The 16,468-nt window shown below is 49.4% G+C and carries 17 protein-coding genes and 3 pseudogenes; 18 read left to right on the top strand and 2 right to left on the bottom strand.

Translation table 11 applies throughout. The annotated features are described in order from the left end of the window. A pseudogene (locus tag ACLQ6D_RS13585) lies at nt 1–308 on the top strand (IS701 family transposase); the annotation flags it as partial. A 203-nt stretch (nt 309–511) separates the two neighbouring features. Here ACLQ6D_RS13585 and rpsT read toward each other — a convergent pair. Next, nucleotides 512–775, bottom strand: a complete 264-nt coding sequence (gene rpsT / locus ACLQ6D_RS13580; protein WP_411727855.1) for a 30S ribosomal protein S20 — start codon at nt 773–775, stop codon at nt 512–514. A gap of 99 nt (nt 776–874) precedes the next feature. On the opposite strand from rpsT, the gene murJ reads away from it, so the two are divergent. The 17 genes and pseudogenes from murJ to ACLQ6D_RS13495 all read left to right on the top strand — a co-directional run bounded on the left by murJ (nt 875) and on the right by ACLQ6D_RS13495 (nt 16,294). Then, a complete protein-coding gene (gene murJ / locus ACLQ6D_RS13575; protein WP_411727854.1) occupies nt 875–2,422 on the top strand; it encodes a murein biosynthesis integral membrane protein MurJ in 1,548 nt (515 codons plus the stop codon). 15 nt (nt 2,423–2,437) lie between these two features. Continuing rightward, on the top strand, nt 2,438–3,391 hold the full coding sequence (gene ribF / locus ACLQ6D_RS13570) for a bifunctional riboflavin kinase/FAD synthetase (RefSeq protein WP_411727853.1): 954 nt from the start codon (nt 2,438–2,440) through the stop codon (nt 3,389–3,391). Further along, complete coding sequence (gene ileS / locus ACLQ6D_RS13565; protein WP_411727852.1) at nt 3,381–6,206, top strand: isoleucine--tRNA ligase; 2,826 nt, start codon at nt 3,381–3,383, stop codon at nt 6,204–6,206. Before ribF ends, ileS begins: the two co-directional genes overlap by 11 nt. 8 nt (nt 6,207–6,214) lie before the next feature. Beyond that, entirely contained in the window at nt 6,215–6,685 is a 471-nt protein-coding gene (gene lspA, locus ACLQ6D_RS13560; RefSeq protein ID WP_411727851.1) for a signal peptidase II, read from the top strand. Nucleotides 6,686–7,086: 401 nt separating this feature from the next. After that, nucleotides 7,087–7,395: a hypothetical protein gene (locus tag ACLQ6D_RS13555; protein ID WP_411727850.1), complete on the top strand. Its 309-nt coding sequence runs from the start codon at nt 7,087–7,089 to the stop codon at nt 7,393–7,395. A gap of 75 nt (nt 7,396–7,470) precedes the next feature. Then, nucleotides 7,471–7,677, top strand: a complete 207-nt coding sequence (locus ACLQ6D_RS13550) for a hypothetical protein (protein ID WP_411727849.1) — start codon at nt 7,471–7,473, stop codon at nt 7,675–7,677. 62 nt (nt 7,678–7,739) lie between these two features. Then, nucleotides 7,740–7,937 carry a hemin uptake protein HemP gene (hemP, locus tag ACLQ6D_RS13545; protein ID WP_411727848.1) on the top strand — a complete coding sequence of 66 codons (198 nt, stop codon included), beginning with the start codon at nt 7,740–7,742 and terminating at the stop codon, nt 7,935–7,937. Between the two features lie 259 nt (nt 7,938–8,196). Further along, nucleotides 8,197–8,442 (top strand): hypothetical protein, encoded by a 246-nt coding sequence (locus ACLQ6D_RS13540; protein ID WP_411727847.1) that lies wholly within the window; start codon nt 8,197–8,199, stop codon nt 8,440–8,442. After that, nucleotides 8,432–9,235, top strand: a complete 804-nt coding sequence (locus ACLQ6D_RS13535) for a TonB family protein (protein WP_411727846.1) — start codon at nt 8,432–8,434, stop codon at nt 9,233–9,235. The genes ACLQ6D_RS13540 and ACLQ6D_RS13535 overlap by 11 nt, the downstream gene beginning before the upstream one ends. Before the next feature lie 7 nt (nt 9,236–9,242). Next, nucleotides 9,243–10,025, top strand: coding sequence for a MotA/TolQ/ExbB proton channel family protein (locus ACLQ6D_RS13530; protein ID WP_411727845.1), 783 nt, complete (start codon nt 9,243–9,245; stop codon nt 10,023–10,025). Further along, entirely contained in the window at nt 10,022–10,462 is a 441-nt protein-coding gene (locus ACLQ6D_RS13525; protein ID WP_411727844.1) for an ExbD/TolR family protein, read from the top strand. The genes ACLQ6D_RS13530 and ACLQ6D_RS13525 overlap by 4 nt, the downstream gene beginning before the upstream one ends. Before the next feature lie 269 nt (nt 10,463–10,731). Further along, a complete protein-coding gene (locus ACLQ6D_RS13520) occupies nt 10,732–11,040 on the top strand; it encodes a hypothetical protein (RefSeq protein ID WP_411727843.1) in 309 nt (102 codons plus the stop codon). A gap of 189 nt (nt 11,041–11,229) precedes the next feature. After that, complete coding sequence (locus ACLQ6D_RS13515) at nt 11,230–11,985, top strand: TonB-dependent receptor (protein ID WP_411727842.1); 756 nt, start codon at nt 11,230–11,232, stop codon at nt 11,983–11,985. After that, the gene (locus ACLQ6D_RS13510) at nt 11,963–13,372 is read left to right on the top strand and encodes a TonB-dependent receptor (RefSeq protein WP_411727841.1); all 1,410 of its coding nucleotides are present in this window, start codon (nt 11,963–11,965) and stop codon (nt 13,370–13,372) included. Before ACLQ6D_RS13515 ends, ACLQ6D_RS13510 begins: the two co-directional genes overlap by 23 nt. Nucleotides 13,373–13,415: 43 nt before the next feature. Continuing rightward, entirely contained in the window at nt 13,416–14,087 is a 672-nt protein-coding gene (locus ACLQ6D_RS13505; protein ID WP_411727840.1) for a Fe2+-dependent dioxygenase, read from the top strand. A gap of 21 nt (nt 14,088–14,108) precedes the next feature. After that, a complete protein-coding gene (locus ACLQ6D_RS13500) occupies nt 14,109–14,765 on the top strand; it encodes a PepSY-associated TM helix domain-containing protein (RefSeq protein ID WP_411727839.1) in 657 nt (218 codons plus the stop codon). 251 nt (nt 14,766–15,016) lie between these two features. Then, nucleotides 15,017–16,294 (top strand): annotated as a pseudogene (locus ACLQ6D_RS13495) (TIGR03118 family protein). Nucleotides 16,295–16,348: 54 nt separating this feature from the next. Here ACLQ6D_RS13495 and ACLQ6D_RS13490 read toward each other — a convergent pair. After that, nucleotides 16,349–16,468: pseudogene (locus tag ACLQ6D_RS13490) on the bottom strand (IS1595 family transposase); the annotation flags it as partial.

Genomic DNA, 16,468 nt, shown 5'->3' with positions numbered 1-16,468 from the left:
GTATCCTGTATCTGGCTTGTAGCGACCTCGACTGCGACCCAGCGGCGATTCAAACGATCTACCAAAAACGGTGGAAAGTGGAAGTCTTCCATAAAACCCTCAAGTCCAATGCGGCCTTGGCCAAGTCGCCGACCCAACGGGTCAGGGCCCAAGGCAACCACGTCTTCCTTTCGATCTATGCCGCGTTCCGCTTGGAATGCCTTTCAATTAAACACAAGCTCAACCATTTTGCCTTGCGGGCTAAGTTGTATCTGAAAGCGGTTCGGTTGGCTTTTGATGAGCTACAGACGCTTAAGCGCGTAACATGAGTTAAATAACTAATTCAAAGCAATCGAGGCACTCAGTCGGGCTATGTTGCAAAAACGCTAATGATGTGCAGTTCCGGTTATCATGACAAGCTATCTATTTCACACAATTTCACCGATGATTTGAAAACAAATTGACCGAGCGTAATTGGCCGTATCCGGATGGGGTCAGCCAACTTCAGGCAATAAAAAAGGATCTAAAAAAACTAAGCCAACGCTTTTACTTTTGCGTTCAATCGGCTTTTGCCGCGTGACGCCTTGTTTTTATGGATAAGACCTTTATTGACGGCTGAGTCGATAATAGGCACTGCGGTCTTGAATGCGGCTTGGGCTTTTTCTTTGTCGCCTGCTTTAACGGCAGCGATTACTTTCTTGATGAAAGTACGCAGGTTGCTGCGTTGCCCTGCGTTGCGAACACGGCTCTTTTCGGCTTGTTTCGCGCGTTTTTTAGCTTGTGCTGTATTAGCCATAGTGCGTTGTTTTTACAAAGTGAGTTATCAGACCGCGCATTATCTTTATAAATGCTATCATTGTCAACATTTAACGTGCCTTGTAAACAGGATTAGACAGTGGGCAAACGGCTTTACAAAGCAACTGTCGTCGTCAGTAGTATGACATTGATTTCCCGGCTTTTGGGATTTGTCCGGGATATGTTGATCGCCCGGTTATTCGGGGCGGATTTGGCGACCGACGCTTTTTTTGTGGCGTTCAAAATTCCCAATTTTTTGCGCCGTCTTTTTACTGAGGGTGCTTTCGCCCATGCCATTGTTCCAGTCATGGCTAACCGACAGGGGGACAAGGCTGCCTTAAGGGAATTCATCGGCAAGACGGCTGGGACGTTAGCGGTATGGGTTATATTGATTACCTTGTTATCAATGGTGCTGGCTCCCTTGCTTGTCTTGGTCTTAGCCCCAGGTTTTGCCTGGCAAGGACAACAGTATGAACTGGCTGTCACCTTGTTGCGGATCACCTTGCCTTTTGGATTATGCATTGTGTTGGTGGCTTATGCTGGCGCGGTGCTCAACGCACATGAACACTATGCCATTCCCGCATTAACGCCGATTTTTCTTAACATCTGCATGATTGCCGCAGCCTTGTGGCTTGCGCCACTGATGGATGTACCGATTACGGCTTTGGCCTGGGGCGTGTTTGCAGCAGGTGTTGTGCAGCTTTTGTTTCAGGTGCCTAGCCTGATACGATTGGGGTTGCTGCCAAAGTTAAGCGTTCAGTTTAAGGATCCCGATGTTAGCAGGGTTATTAAGCTTTTGCTTCCGGCCATATTCAGCGCTTCAGTCACTCAGGTCAATCTGCTTTTGGATACCTTGATAGCCTCGTTCCTGGTGAGTGGCAGCGTGTCCTGGCTGTATTATTCAGACCGCTTGGTGGAATTCCCTTTGGGGATTTTGGGTATGGGATTGGCGACGGTCATCTTACCCAGTCTTGCCAACAATCATGCCGCAGACGACACTGCAGCTTTTTCGGCGACACTGGATTGGGGTTTGCGTTTGGTGTTACTGGTAGGGATGCCTGCCACTATCGGATTGTTCATACTCGCTGAGCCGATGTTATCAACCTTGTTTCAATATAATGAATTTACCGTCAATGATGTGCATAAAGCGGGGCAGAGTTTAAAGGCTTATTCTGTCGGTTTGCTGGGTTATCTTTTTATCAAGATTCTGATACCCGGTTTTACTTCGCGCCAGGATTTGAACACGCCTGTCCGGTATGGCATTTATGCGATGATAATCAGCCTGGCTTTAAATGTAGCGCTGGTTTTCCCTTTGGCTCATGCCGGACTGGCGCTGGCAACATCGTTAGGCGCATTTTTTAACGCAATGTTGCTCTTAAACAAATTATTGCAGGAAAAAGCCTATCAGCCTAGAAACGGATGGTTGCTGTTTTTAGGTCGCGTTACCTTGGCAAGCGCTGCGATGGCAGCCGGTCTGTGTTATTTTGTTGATGATGGTTGGTGGAATCAATGGGAGTCGGCGGATAGGATTATCAATTTGGTAAAGTGGATAAGCATCGGTTGCATCGTGTATGCGCTGGCATTAACACTCTCCGGCTTGAGAATAAGACATTTCACAGGGACAAGTGATAAAATCGGCAATTTTTAATTGTACTGGCCATTCATGCGGTTAATTAGAGGAATACCGCGTCTGCCGATTTTCAAAAGCGGTTGTGTCCTGACCATAGGGAATTTTGACGGTGTGCATTTAGGCCACAGGGCGGTGATAGAGAAACTGGTAGGGTGTGGCAAGGCATTGGGCTTGCCCGTCGTCATCCTAATTTTTGAGCCACAGCCCCTGGAATATTTTTTGGGGGCGGATGCTCCACCGCGCTTGACACGCTTACGGGAGAAAGTCACGCAGTTTGCGAAACTGTCCGTTGATGATTTGGTCATAGTGCGATTTAATAAACAACTTGCTGACTATGATGCCGAGCAGTTTATTGGTGAGGTGTTGGTCAACCGCCTGAATGTCAAACATTTGGTGATAGGCGATGATTTTCGTTTTGGAAAATCCAGGCAGGGTGATTTTGCCATGCTTAAGGAGAAAGGCAAGGCTTGGGGATTTAAGGTGGAAGACACCGGCTCGTTGCAAGTGGATGGCCTGCGGGTCAGTAGCACCTTGATTAGGAATGCTCTGGCTGTTGGTGAACTTATAAAAGCCGAAGCGATGCTGGGTTACCCTTATTCAGTGTGTGGACGGGTTGTCCATGGCGATAAGCGCGGCAGGACGATTGGTTACCCAACTGCCAATATCAGGATGTGCAGAAAGAATATCCCCATTAGCGGGGTTTTTGCTGTCACCATGACGGGTATAGATGGATCGGAACTCGAAGGGATAGCCAATGCCGGTGTTCGGCCCACGGTTGACGGCAGCAATAAGGCGGTCTTGGAAACCCACTTGTTTGATTTTGACCAGGACATCTACGGCCACTACGTAGCCGTACATTTTAAACAGAAAATTAGGGCTGAGCGGCGATTCCAAACTGTGGACGAACTCAGGGCCCAAATAGTAGACGATGTGGCAGAAGCCAAAAAGATTTTTGCCGCACAAACAATAGAAGACAATGGATTATAAAAGCACACTCAATTTGCCCAACACCGCGTTTCCCATGAAAGGCAATCTGGCACAGCGTGAGCCGGAGCGGTTAAAAAAATGGCAGGAAGCCGATCTGTACCAAGCAATCAGGGCAGTGACGCAAGGCCGTCCCAAGTTCATTTTGCATGATGGCCCTCCCTATGCCAATGGCGAAATCCATATAGGCCACGCGGTCAATAAAGTCCTGAAAGACATCATTGTCAAATCCAAAACGCTAAGCGGATTCGATGCGCCCTATGTGCCGGGTTGGGATTGCCACGGCTTGCCCATCGAGTTACAGGTGGAAAAGAAAATCGGCAAAGCGGGAGCAAAGGTTGCGCCGGACGTGTTCCGTAAAGCCTGCCGTGAATATGCTGGCAAGCAGGTCGCCATACAAAAGGAAGCGTTTATCCGGCTGGGTATTTTAGGTGATTGGGACAAACCTTATCTGACGATGGATTTTGCTTTTGAAGCCGGTATTGTGCGGGCTTTAGGCAGCATTGCCCAAAAAGGCCATATCGCCAAAGGCGCAAAGCCCGTGCATTGGTGTACAGATTGCGGTTCTGCGCTCGCGGAAGCCGAGGTTGAGTATGAGGACAAGCATTCACCCGCGATTGATGTGCGCTTTCAGGTTGTCGATGAAGCGGGCTTTATGGCAGCCTGCCATCATGTGCCTGAGCATGAAGGGCTAGGCGCGTTGTCGGTTATCATCTGGACGACTACCCCGTGGACTTTGCCAGCCAACCAAGCCGTTGCGCTAAATGCCGATCTTGAATATGCCGTAGTGCAGTGTGAAAAAGACGGTCGTAAAGAGCGCTTGGTGTTAGCCGAAGCATTGCTCAAAGATGCCATGTCGCGTTATGAGGTTGACCATTACCACGTTATTGCCTATTGCAAAGGTGCGGCACTGGAGTATCAGCTTGTGCAGCATCCATTTTACGACAGGAAAGTGCCGATTATTCTCGGCGACCATGTGACGACAGAGGCAGGTACTGGCGCGGTGCATACCGCCCCTGGTCATGGTCAGGATGATTATGTGGTTGGGCTGAAGTACAAGCTGCCCGTGGACAATCCAGTTGGTGGTGATGGCGTGTTCTTGCCTAACACCGAGCTGTTTGCCGGGGAACATGTGTTCAGTGCCAACTCCCATGTTTTGGAAGTATTGGAAGCCAAGGGCAAGCTGCTACACAATAAGGCAATCCTGCATAGTTATCCTCATTGTTGGAGGCATAAAACCCCGATTATCTTCAGGGCAACGTCGCAATGGTTTATTTCTATGGAACAGAATGGCTTGCGTGAGCAAGCACTTAGTGAAATCAAGCGCGTTGAATGGATTCCAGAATGGGGTCAGGCGCGGATTGAAAGTATGCTGGAAGGCCGCCCGGATTGGTGTATTTCCAGGCAGCGTACCTGGGGCGTGCCGATTGCCTTTTTTGTGGATAAGGAAACCGGCGATTTGCATCCCCGTACCGGCGAATTGATTGAGCAAGTCGCCAAACTCATCGAGCAAAAAGGCATAGATGCCTGGTTTGAATTGGATGCTGCTGAATTATTAGGGGCAGAAGCCGAGCGCTACCAGAAAATGACGGATACGCTGGATGTCTGGTTTGATTCCGGTGTAACTCATGCCTGTGTGCTTAATAAGCACGACCAACTGCTGTTCCCAGCCGATTTATATTTGGAAGGCTCAGACCAGCACCGTGGTTGGTTTCAATCTTCACTATTAGCTTCGGTAGCCATAAATGGCGTTGCCCCGTACAAAGCGGTATTGACCCATGGTTTTACAGTGGATGCCGAGGGCAAGAAAATGTCCAAATTCAAGGGCAATGTTGTTGCGCCACAATCAGTCATGAAGGATTTGGGCGCGGACGTGTTGCGCTTATGGGTAGCTTCCACGGATTATCGTGGTGAGATGTCGGTCTCCAACGAAATCCTTAACCGGACTTCCGACGGTTATCGGCGCTTAAGGAATACTGCAAGGTTCTTATTGTCCAACTTGAATGATTTTGATCCAACTCAGGATCTTGTCGCTACTCAAGATTTATTGGCGCTGGATCGCTGGATGTTGGACAGGGCTTATCTCTTGCAGGAAGAAGTCATCGCCGTTTACGATGCCTACCAATTCCAGCAAATTTTCCAGAAAATCCATCATTTTTGCGTGATAGACTTGGGCGGCTTTTATCTGGATATTATCAAAGACCGGCAATACACCGCTAAAACTGACGGCTGGGCGCGGCGTTCGACACAGACCGCCATGTATCACGTCCTGGAAGCCTTGACCCGCTGGCTCGCGCCGATTATTAGCTATACCGCTGATGAAATCTGGTCATATATGCCCGGCAAGCGCAGTGAATCCGTATTTCTGGAAACCTGGTATCAAGGTTTGGTTGGGCTTGATGCCAGTTCGCCGATGAACCGTGAGTTTTGGCAACGAGTCATGTCGGTAAGGTCGGCAGTCAGCAAGGAGCTAGAAAAAAGCAGGGCTAAAGGGGACATAGGGGCTTCGTTAAACGCTGAGGTTGAGCTGTATTGCAATGGCGAATTTTTTGATGTCCTAAACCGGCTTGGTAGTGAGCTGCATTTTATTTTTATCACTTCCAATGCTTTGGTTATTGCTGAGCAGTTCAGCCCGGATGATGCAATCCAGACCGAGATCGAAGGCGTTAAGTTGAAAGTGATTGTTTCAGGGCAACCAAAATGTGTCCGTTGCTGGCATCAACGTTATGATGTGGGTGAGCATGACGGACATCCCGAACTGTGTGGTCGTTGCGTGGCAAACGTTGCCGGTGATGGCGAACTCCGGTGTTATGCATGAGAACTTGTATGTCGAAGTGGTTATGGTTGTCCTTATTGGCGGTATTTCTGGATCAAGTGAGCAAGTTTGCCGTTGATAGCTCAATGCAGCTTTATCAATCCATCCCGCTTATGCCGTATTTTAATCTCACGTATGTGCGTAACACTGGCGCTGCATTCAGCTTCCTGAGCGAAGCCGGCGGTTGGCAACGGTGGTTCTTTGCTTCCTTGGCACTGATAATCAGTGTAGTTTTATCCGTCTGGCTAGCGCGGCTACAAAAACATGAAACGCTGCTCGCCTTGGCGCTGTCCTTGGTGTTAGGCGGGGCGGTCGGCAATTTAATCGACCGCTTGGCGTACGGCTACGTTATTGATTTTCTGGATGTCTACTACAACTCCTGGCACTGGCCCGCGTTTAACATAGCGGACTCAGCGATAACCTTGGGCGTAGCGCTGATGCTTGCCGAGTCTTTTGGTTTGGGTAATCTAAAAAAAAAATAATCCATCTGATAGGGATTAATTCTTCTCACACACCGCAATCAGTCTTAGTCATGGTGCAGCCATTTTGCTGTAATCATTCTTTGTGCCCCCTCAATGGGGGGCAATATCTTTCGTGAAATCCATGGGTCATAAAAGGAGGAGGGAAATATTTACTTGACATACAAATGATAATCATTATCATTTGTATCAAATAGAACTCGATCCTCATTTTGATATGGAAAATAACTTGGTTCACATAGCCATTTCACCCAATGCTTTAGCGGCGCTCATTGAGAGTGGAACTATTCATGCCGTAGATTTTAAGTGCCTGGATATTGATTCGAAAAAGATAGTCTGGAATTTATTTCTATCCTCTATGAAATTAACAAAAAAGAATCAATCCTGCTATCAGGAGAACGGTTATGCCTGATAGCGATAAGCAAGAGATGTTATTAATGGCTATTGAATATTTGAAAATTCAATATGACTCCCTGCAAAACCCCTGTATTGCCCTGTACATTTCTCGACATTGCCGCTTGCTTAGCCTGTTAAATATTCCCAATAACAAGCAGGAAAGCTACGCCCAACACTCAAAGTCATGGCTGACGTGCCACATGGCCAATCCAAGGCATTCCCAAGAAATGCAAACTCAGCTCAGTGATTTTGTTCAGCTAAGCGGATTCAACTCGTCAGCCTTATTAAGTAGCAACCATGGAACAAAATCTGGATAGCCTCGCAATGCTGATTAAAGAGAAAAAACGGATGATATTTAATTCGTTACATTGCACTCGACCCTCTGCTTTTTAATGACGCGGTTTCATAAGGACCAATGCCCTAAGCTTGCCGTCTTTATTGTCAGACATATTCGCCTGGTACTCGAGCATCCTGATGTGGTCAATGCACCTAGCTGTAGAATGATGTATCTGCAATTGCTTGAACAATGGCAATACATAGCGGCAACCGTATTAGAGCAAGGACGGCATCTGGAGACAGATGGGAAAAACACGCATTGATTAGGGGAAAAGCCGCAAACTGCCGTTGACTTTACAAATAATAATCATTATTATTACTATTAATGAAAAAACAACTCCACGCCTCTATTGATCCTGCGGACTTTGAGCTTTCTACAAAGTATGGAGCAACTCCGGTTTCAAGGCCGCGTGTACACAGCGCGACTCTATTTGGAACGGCGCATGAGGTCATTATTGAACATGCAGGTGAAGAATACCGATTACGTTTGACCCGCCAGGACAAACTAATCCTGACTAAATAAATTTTTCACTGAGTAGTGTCATTGCATTTTGGTGTCGGCAGGTTAGTTCCTCCTACCTACAAGTCCTCTCTTCCTCATGCCTGTGGAGGATGAACCTGTTGACACCAAAATGCAATGACTAAAAAAAAGCAGCCAGCCATCCAACGCTTTGAGCGTTGGTAGCCAGCCAATGTCAATGACGCGCCCAGTGCCGTCTTAGCCGCTGCAACATGCAGCTTCGGCAGATTAAATTCTGCCTAACATTTGGATGGTGAACTCAATGGATTCGTCTGAGGAACACAAGAAAACCCTGCTCTCCGGGAACGATGATTGTTGCGTGGTGTTTTGTCCAGGGTGCAATGTGCTGGAGTTAAGCTTCGGCGCAATGTCATTACGTATCAGCGCAGAATCTTTGTACACGCTTAGCTCCGTCCTAAATCACGCTAAAGTCCGACATGCTCAACTGCAAAATACGGCTCCAGCCAATGCGAATGTCCAGTCTGTGAGTAAAGCACGTGTTCACTGATCTGGATTTTCTAGTACCCCGCCATTTTCTGGAAAATATTCCAACGTACGCACTGGGGAACAATAATTACTGCGGGGTAACACGCAGAAATAATCGTTCGTGGATCTCGTTCGTCCTGGTGCTTTTGGCACATCTGACAGCACTGGCCGGATTGCGCCCGCAGCCACAGAACTTATCGCCTGAAACGCTCCCTGAACCCATCATGGTGAGCTTATTGAGTGCGCCGCAAGCAATGCCACAAAATTCTGAGCCACCCAGTCATCCCGAGCAAAAAATGAAACGGATAGTCAAGCCGAAGGCCATCGAGAAAAAACTAACAAAACGCCCAGCCAAGCCAACTACAGCTATTACTAAAAAACCGACCAACAAAACCCTTGCTGAACAAAGCCAGAACACCAGCCGTTTATCTGTTGAACAGGAATCAACGCCTGAAGCAGAGGCAAACTCACCGCCCATTGCCATATCGGGGTCGCCTAAAACCACTAAACCGGACATTGACGAGACCAGCTATCAACCGCCCAACTTCAACCCGGCCTACTTACATAACCCCGCGCCTCATTATCCATCCGTCTCAAAGCGACTGGGCGAGCAAGGGAGGGTATTGCTGCGCGTACAGGTAAGTGCGGACGGCACGGCCGGTTCTATAGCCCTGCAAGCCAGCAGCGGTTCAGCGCGGCTCGATCAGGTCGCATTGGAATCCGTCAAAAAATGGCGATTTGTTCCGGCCAAACGTGGTGGGCAAGCGATCAGTGCATCGGTCGTCGTGCCAGTTAGATTTTTATTAGAAGGATAAAGCCATCATGCAAACTGAACTTGTTTTAGACAACCTGAATATCATCAGCCAAGGCGGAATGGTTTGTATGGCCGTGGCAGCAGTCCTGTTAGCCATGTCTATCGGCAGTTGGACTGTAATGGTCATAAAAGCTCTACAGGCACGGTGTTTAAGGCGGAGTAGTGCGATTTTTTTAGTACGTTTTTGGCAAGCCTCGTCAATAGTGTCCGCTATGAAACGGTATCCGAAGAAAGCAGAAAACCCGTTTGCACGTCTTGCATTGCAAGGCATCAACGCTGCCGACCATCACAATCGCTATAAAGCGAAACGTCCGGGCGAAGCGCGTAGTTTTGACGAATTTGTCGCCCAAGCCCTACGCAATGGCATCAGCCAGGAATCCATGCGCCTGGAAACAGGGCTTACCTTATTAGCGTCGGTGGGCAGTATCGCCCCATTTGTTGGGCTGTTCGGTACGGTATGGGGGATTTACCATGCCCTTGGCGCTATTGCGGTTGGCGGTCAGGCAACCGTAGATAAAGTGGCGGGCCCGGTTGGTGAAGCCCTGATCATGACGGCATTCGGTTTGGCAGTGGCAATGCCTGCCGTACTGGCCTATAACACGTTGGTACGCGACAACCGGTTATTAATGGTGGAAATCGAAACATTTGCCCACGGCCTGCATATTTATCTGACTACGGGCGTACCGTTGGCAGCCGCGCAAACCACCGAAATGACAACCACCAAACATGACGGCATGCCCTCTGGGGCACATGGGACAACGCATGGCGCAATTGCCGAGGTATTATCATGATAGGCCCAGGCGGATACGGGGGCGATAATCGCCATACGCAGCCTATGGCGGAAATCAACACCACGCCGATGGTGGATGTTATGCTGGTACTGCTGGTCATTTTCATCATCACGGCGCCGCTGCTCACCCACTCAGTCAATATTGACCTGCCGCAAGCCAGCAGCCAGCCTAACCCAGAAAAACCCGAGACCGTCTCCCTGTCGATCAACGCCGAAGGCAAACTGTTTTGGAATGATGCGCCCTTTGAAGACGCTGAGCTTGGCTCACGACTGGCGATAGCGGCACAGAAACAGCCCCAGCCTGAGCTGCATATCCGCGCCGATAACACCACGACCTATCAACGTTTGGCAACGGTTATGTCTGAGACACAAACAGCCGGGATCGTGAAAATAGGCTTTATCACTGATCCTAGCCACAAAGCCACCGATAGCAAATAAGTCCCGCAAAGCAGGAGCCTGGAAATAATTGTCAAGGACAGAATAAATGATACTTATTTTATCGCACTCACGGAGGTAGCAATTCAATGCCGTTAAGTTAAGGAAGTAAACACCCCTCCCTCAAGGGAGAAGGAACTAGAGTGCTTAACGGCATTTGGCGGCAATTCCCGAGCACTAACTCAAGGAAGATTTACTTCCTAACAAAGCGTAGCCACCGCTTAACCCTGCTGTAACAATTAACTTTTAACAATAGAGGTAAAAAAATAAACATGAAACTGACAAGCATCACACTGGCTTTAAGTATTCCCCCGGCTGCCCTGGCTAAGGGAGAGATGCAAGCTGAAATTAATAAAAAAGTCGGCCATTTAACCAAAGACTTAGGCCTTAATACGGAGCAACAAGCCAAAGTTAAAGCCATTTTTGAAGAACAAGAACAGAAGAAAAAATCATTGCACGAGGAAGTTCACGCGCAAATGCAACAGGTTCTTACGCCAAAGCAACTATCCACGATGGAGGAGAAACATAAACGCCACGATGCCGAGCGCACTCACAAAAAAGAAAAAGACTGTGACAAATAAAACTTAACGTCATTTTGAAGTTAAGTTTCCAAAGAACAAGTAACCCAAGCAAGTGAAATAAAGTGGTGGCTCCGCTTTGTTAGGCCGTGAATGACCGGCATGCACTAAAACCTTACCAACACCAGCCAGCCGTCGCCCTGTGTGACTAGCCAGCCAGTACACAACTATTCACATCAAACAAGGTTAACCATGAGTTCTAATAATATTCGACTATTAATGCTGGCAATTGCCGCAATATTGAACGCACCGCATACCCAGGCTGCGGAGACCAGTCAGACGACACCGACACTCCCGGAAGTCAAGGTGAGAGCCACCGCTGACAAGGAACCCAGCTACAAGGCCGATACATCCAGCACCGGACTGAAGTTCGAGGCGCCCATCCGTGACATTCCGCAGTCAATCACCGTGGTAAAGGAAGAACTGGTCAAGTCACAAAACGCTTTTAACCTGCGTGACGCACTTAAAAACGTAAGTGGGCTTACCATCGCGGCTGGCGAGGGTGGGCGTACCGGTGACTCGATTACCTTGCGCGGGTTTGCGGCAAACTCCGACACCTACCTAAATGGTGCGAAGGAAAACGGCCAATACTTTCGCGACACTTTTTTTATGGATCGCGTTGAGGTGCTGAAAGGCGCTTCTTCCGTGCTGTTCGGGCGCGGTTCGACCGGCGGCGTTATCAACACGATTGCCAAAAAGCCAGTGATGGGAAAAGCATTTGCCACAGCTGATTTCACTTACGGTAACTATGACTTCAAACGCACCACGTTGGATGCAGGCAGCAAACTGAGCGATAACATAGCTGTCCGTCTTAATGCCCTCTATCAGGATGCCGATTCCTTTCGCGATTACAATTACACCAATCGCTGGGGCGTAGCGCCGACGATCAAGATGGACATCAAAGGACACCGATGTCACCCTGCATTTGTTGCATCAGGAGGAGGATAGCTCTATCGATTATGGTGTACCCATGTTCCGGGGCAAACCTGCGACCGTACCTATCAAGCAATTCTACGGCTTTTTTGACGACACTTTGCAAACCTTTGACACCACGGTGGTGACCGCGATAGTTAATCATCGCTTTAATTCGGAATTCTCGGTGCGGAATACCTCCCGCTACGGGGATTATAATCGCCAGTACCGCCAGACTCTGTTCAGCAAAGTTACGGACACGGGCGTGACTTCGACGGTAGATCGCTCCCAAGGCCTACGCGAAAGTCCACAACATAACTACTACAACCAGACCGATTTCACTTTCAAAAAACCGCTACTGGGCTTTAATAACACCCTGCTTTTTGGCGCGGAAATCGGCTGGGAAGATTATGCTTTCCGTAACAAGAGTTCAACGGGTGTAACGCCTATTTCCATCTTCAATCCGGTATCCGCATCGACGGTGGGCGTGGGGCGGGCCAACGATTTTTCAGGAAAGCTGGACACAGACCGGTATACCTCAACGCAGACCATCGCCGGTTATGTGCTCGACCAGTTTGAGATCACGCCCGAATGGAAGCTGCTCGCCAGCACGCGTTACGATGTCTTCGAGGCGAAACAGGATGACAAGCTCAATAACGCCAATGACCATGAGAATACGGTGCAGCAATTCAGCCCCCGCGTAGGGCTTACCTGGCAGCCGACGGACTGGCAGGCGCACTACTTTAGCTGGGGCACGTCGTTCAACCCATCCGCCGAAAGCTTTAATCTCAGTACCGCCACCACCAATCTCGATCCCGAGCAGAACCAAAACCTGGAGATTGGCACCAAGCTTGATTTCTTTGATGGCCGCTTGACTGCGACCGGCGCACTGTTCCGCCTGGAAAAAACCAATGCGCGGACATCGGATCCCATCGATCCGACCAGAAATATTCTGGCCGGCGAGCAACGCACCGATGGTTTGGAGTTAGGGCTGGCTGGCGAGCTGCTACCTGATTGGAAGGTCTCCGCCACTTATACGCTGCTCGATGCAGAAGTGGTAAAATCGAACACCAAACAGACAGGCACAGTGAGCGGACTATCCAAGTCGCTTGAAGGCATGACGGCGGTGAACGTACCGACACACAGCGGCGTAGTCTGGACCAGCTACAACATCACGCCAGAATGGGAAATAGGCGGCGGGGTATTTCTTGCCAGTTCGCGCTACGCCGACAGCGTTAATGAAGTCACCCTGCCCGGTTATGCCCGTGTCGATGCGACGGTCGCTTACCATCATAAATACTTCGATATACAGGCCAATGTCTTTAACCTGCTCGACAAAGAATATTTCGAGTCCGGGCAGTCACGCTCGGCATTACCTGGGATGCCGTTGTCGGGGCAGCTTACCTTCCGGGTGAAGTATTAGCTGATTAGTCCCACGATTAAATAGATAACTACACAGAAAAAACATGCTCCTTGCAATTGATAATGTTTTACGGCCTGAAGAGCTAGCATCCGCACGTGGGTTATTCGCAAAAGCTAAGTTTGGGGATGGCAGGGTCACTGCGGGTGAACTTGCCGCAAAGGTGAAATACAACCTGCAACTCCCGTCCAACGCAGCGGAAACGCAAGTGCTCACAGGTATTGTGCATGATGCGCTACATTGCAATGCGTTATTTGTTTCCGCCACCTTACCGAAGGTCGTCTGTCCGCCGCTGTTCAACCGTTATGTCGCCGGCATGGACTTCGGTATCCATGTTGATAATGCCATCCGCGTCGGTGCGGTTACCTTTCGCACCGACGTATCGGGAACACTGTTTTTATCCCAACCGGAAGAATATGAAGGCGGGGAGTTGGTGATTGAAGACACTTACGGCGTGCAGAAGATCAAACTGCCAGCAGGAAGCCTCGTCCTTTATCCATCAAGCAGCCTGCACCGGGTAGAACCTATTACCAAAGGTCACCGCGATGTTGCCGTGTTCTGGGTACAAAGCATGGTGCGTGATATGACCCAGCGAAGCCTACTGTTTCAACTGGATGCCAGCATCCAGAGTTTACGCGCCCGCGCACCGGAAAGTCCTGAGATTGTGCCATTAGTCGGCACCTATCATAATCTGCTGCGGCTATGGGCAGATATTTAACAACCGACCGGAAGCACTTTCATGGCGCAAGCACACCCTTCAAACCTAACGATGCGGCAACCCAACCGCATACACTGGCTTAAATGGCTGCGCCGTATCCGCGCCTGGGTTGGGCTGTGGGGCGCGGCCTTGGGACTGTTGTTCGGCGTCAGCGGAATTTTATTGAATCACCGTGCCGTCATGAAGATTCCGGCGGCGCAAACGGAAAAGTCGCAAGTCGAACTCGCCTTACCCGTGCCGCCTCCAGCCGATGCCAAAGCCTTGGCAAAGTGGTTGCAAACTGCATTAAACATCAGCCGTGAACCCAACAGAATTACCACTGAGCCAGCAAAAGCCGTGATCTGGTCTGCCCAAAACCTCCAGCAACCCAGCCAGTGGCGGGTGGATTTCCACAATCCGCAACGTTCCGTTAGCGCTGAATACTGGGTAGGTAATGCCTATGTGTCAGTCAAGCGTCAGGATGCCAATGTGTTCGCATTCATCAACCGCCTGCATACGGGTGTTGGCATGGGCGTTGGCTGGATTCTGCTGGCCGATACCCTGGCTGGTGGCCTGGTGCTGCTTTCCCTGACTGGCCTGTTATTGTGGACTAAGCTGCACGGCCCACGCGTGGCTATGGCTGGATTAGGATTGACTTCGCTGGGGCTGGCAGTGTTTGTTGTGCTGGATTCACTATAATCCAGCCATAGTAAACAGCATGTTGATGGATAGCATTGCACCTCGTGATTGTAGAACAGTTGGCTCACATCACTGTGGAAGAAACCGATGTCATGCTGTAGTTGGCAGCTAGTCAACGCGGTGTTTGTATGCTGCGGAATGGTTACTGGCCGATAAACATTCTTGAACTGTCCTCGGTCACGGACGGATTTTGAATCAACCGGAAAGCCTTTGAAAATGAAAATTTTAAGAGAATTTAAAGGAGAAATGAGATGACGATTAAAAATAGCAGTTCAATGATATTGCTGGTGTTGGCTACACTGGGCAATCAGTCCGTTTTTGGGGAAGAAGACCCGGCACAAGAAATCCAATCCAGCCAGAATAACTATGTGCGCCGTGATTTGATAGTCAACAAACCGGAATACGCGACATCGGATACCCAGATTATCGATCCGCTGTTGGTGAATCCGTGGGGTTCGGCCATTCGTCCGGCGGGTGCGGGCGGTCATTTCTGGCTGGCAAATGCCGGAAGCTCAAGCGTCACCACTTATGTCGGCGATACTGTTGATGCCAATGGAATTTTTATACCGATCTTTCAAGACCAGCTAAAATCCGTCAGCACGGAAGGTTCGCCCATCGGGCAGGTTTTTAATGGCTCAAGCGCCGAGTTTCCAGTCACCGATGCGATATGTTCAGACGACACCATAGCGGTTTGTGATCCGTCCCAACCGTCTTATCTTGGCAGAATTACCGCGCCCGCAAAATTCATCGTCAATACGGAAGAAGGCAAAATTGCCGCCTGGACCGAGGGAACAATAAACGGGCAGTTTGGCCGGATGCGCCGTTTTAAGACAGTGGTTGACCGCTCCGAAAACAAGACACTGTATCGCGGCCTCGCCATTACCGATTTTGCTGCCAATAATCGTCTTTACGCCGCGAATTTTCGCAAGGACGAAATCGAAATGTATGACGGAAATTGGAATCGTATCCGTCGTGTGGCGCAATACGGCCGTTTGTCCCCTGTTCCGGCTTTCGTCAAGCCGCATAATATCCCCGCAAATTATGTCGTGTTCAATGTGATGTAAGCTCAGGGCTACGTGTTTGCGACCTACGCCGAACTTGTCAACCCCAGTGATCCTGATTTTGACCCAGCCGACGCTTTTGCCGAACGGGCCTGTAAAGGCTGCGGTTATGTCGCCGTTTTTACCAAAGACGGCATTTCGCTAGGCACGCTGGAAAGCCGCAAGCGCCTGAATGCCCCGTGGGGAATGGCAATGGCCCCAAGCAACTTCGGGAGGTTCAGTAACGCACTGCTAGTCGGGAATTTTGGTGATGTGACTGTCATCGGCTTCAATTTGCGAACGGGCAAACAGATAGGCTATTTGCGCGATCAGGCAGGAGAAAAAATTGCAATCGAAGGCCTTTGGACAATCTTCTTCGGCAACGGTGTAGCACTCGGACGCTCTGATTTTCTGTATTGGACTGCCGGGTTCAATGATGAAGAAGACGGTAGTTTTGGTAGCCTGAACTTTGTTGGTGCAAAAAAATAAACTGCTTAGACCTGCGATTAATATTTTCTGAATTCAGGACTTAAGTTTTTCTGATTACCAATAAGCTTCAGCCAATTTTAGCAACCGTCCGGGCATCGGCGGTGTTAAGGCTGATGCACGCACTAATCTTGGCACTAACGCATCCGACTTAAAGCGTCGATTAAAACGATATTC

This window comes from Methyloglobulus sp. (assembly GCF_046714055.1).
GTDB lineage: Bacteria > Pseudomonadota > Gammaproteobacteria > Methylococcales > Methylomonadaceae > Methyloglobulus.
Note: the sequence above shows the minus strand (reverse complement) of the source record. Positions and strands in the feature narration are given on the sequence as shown.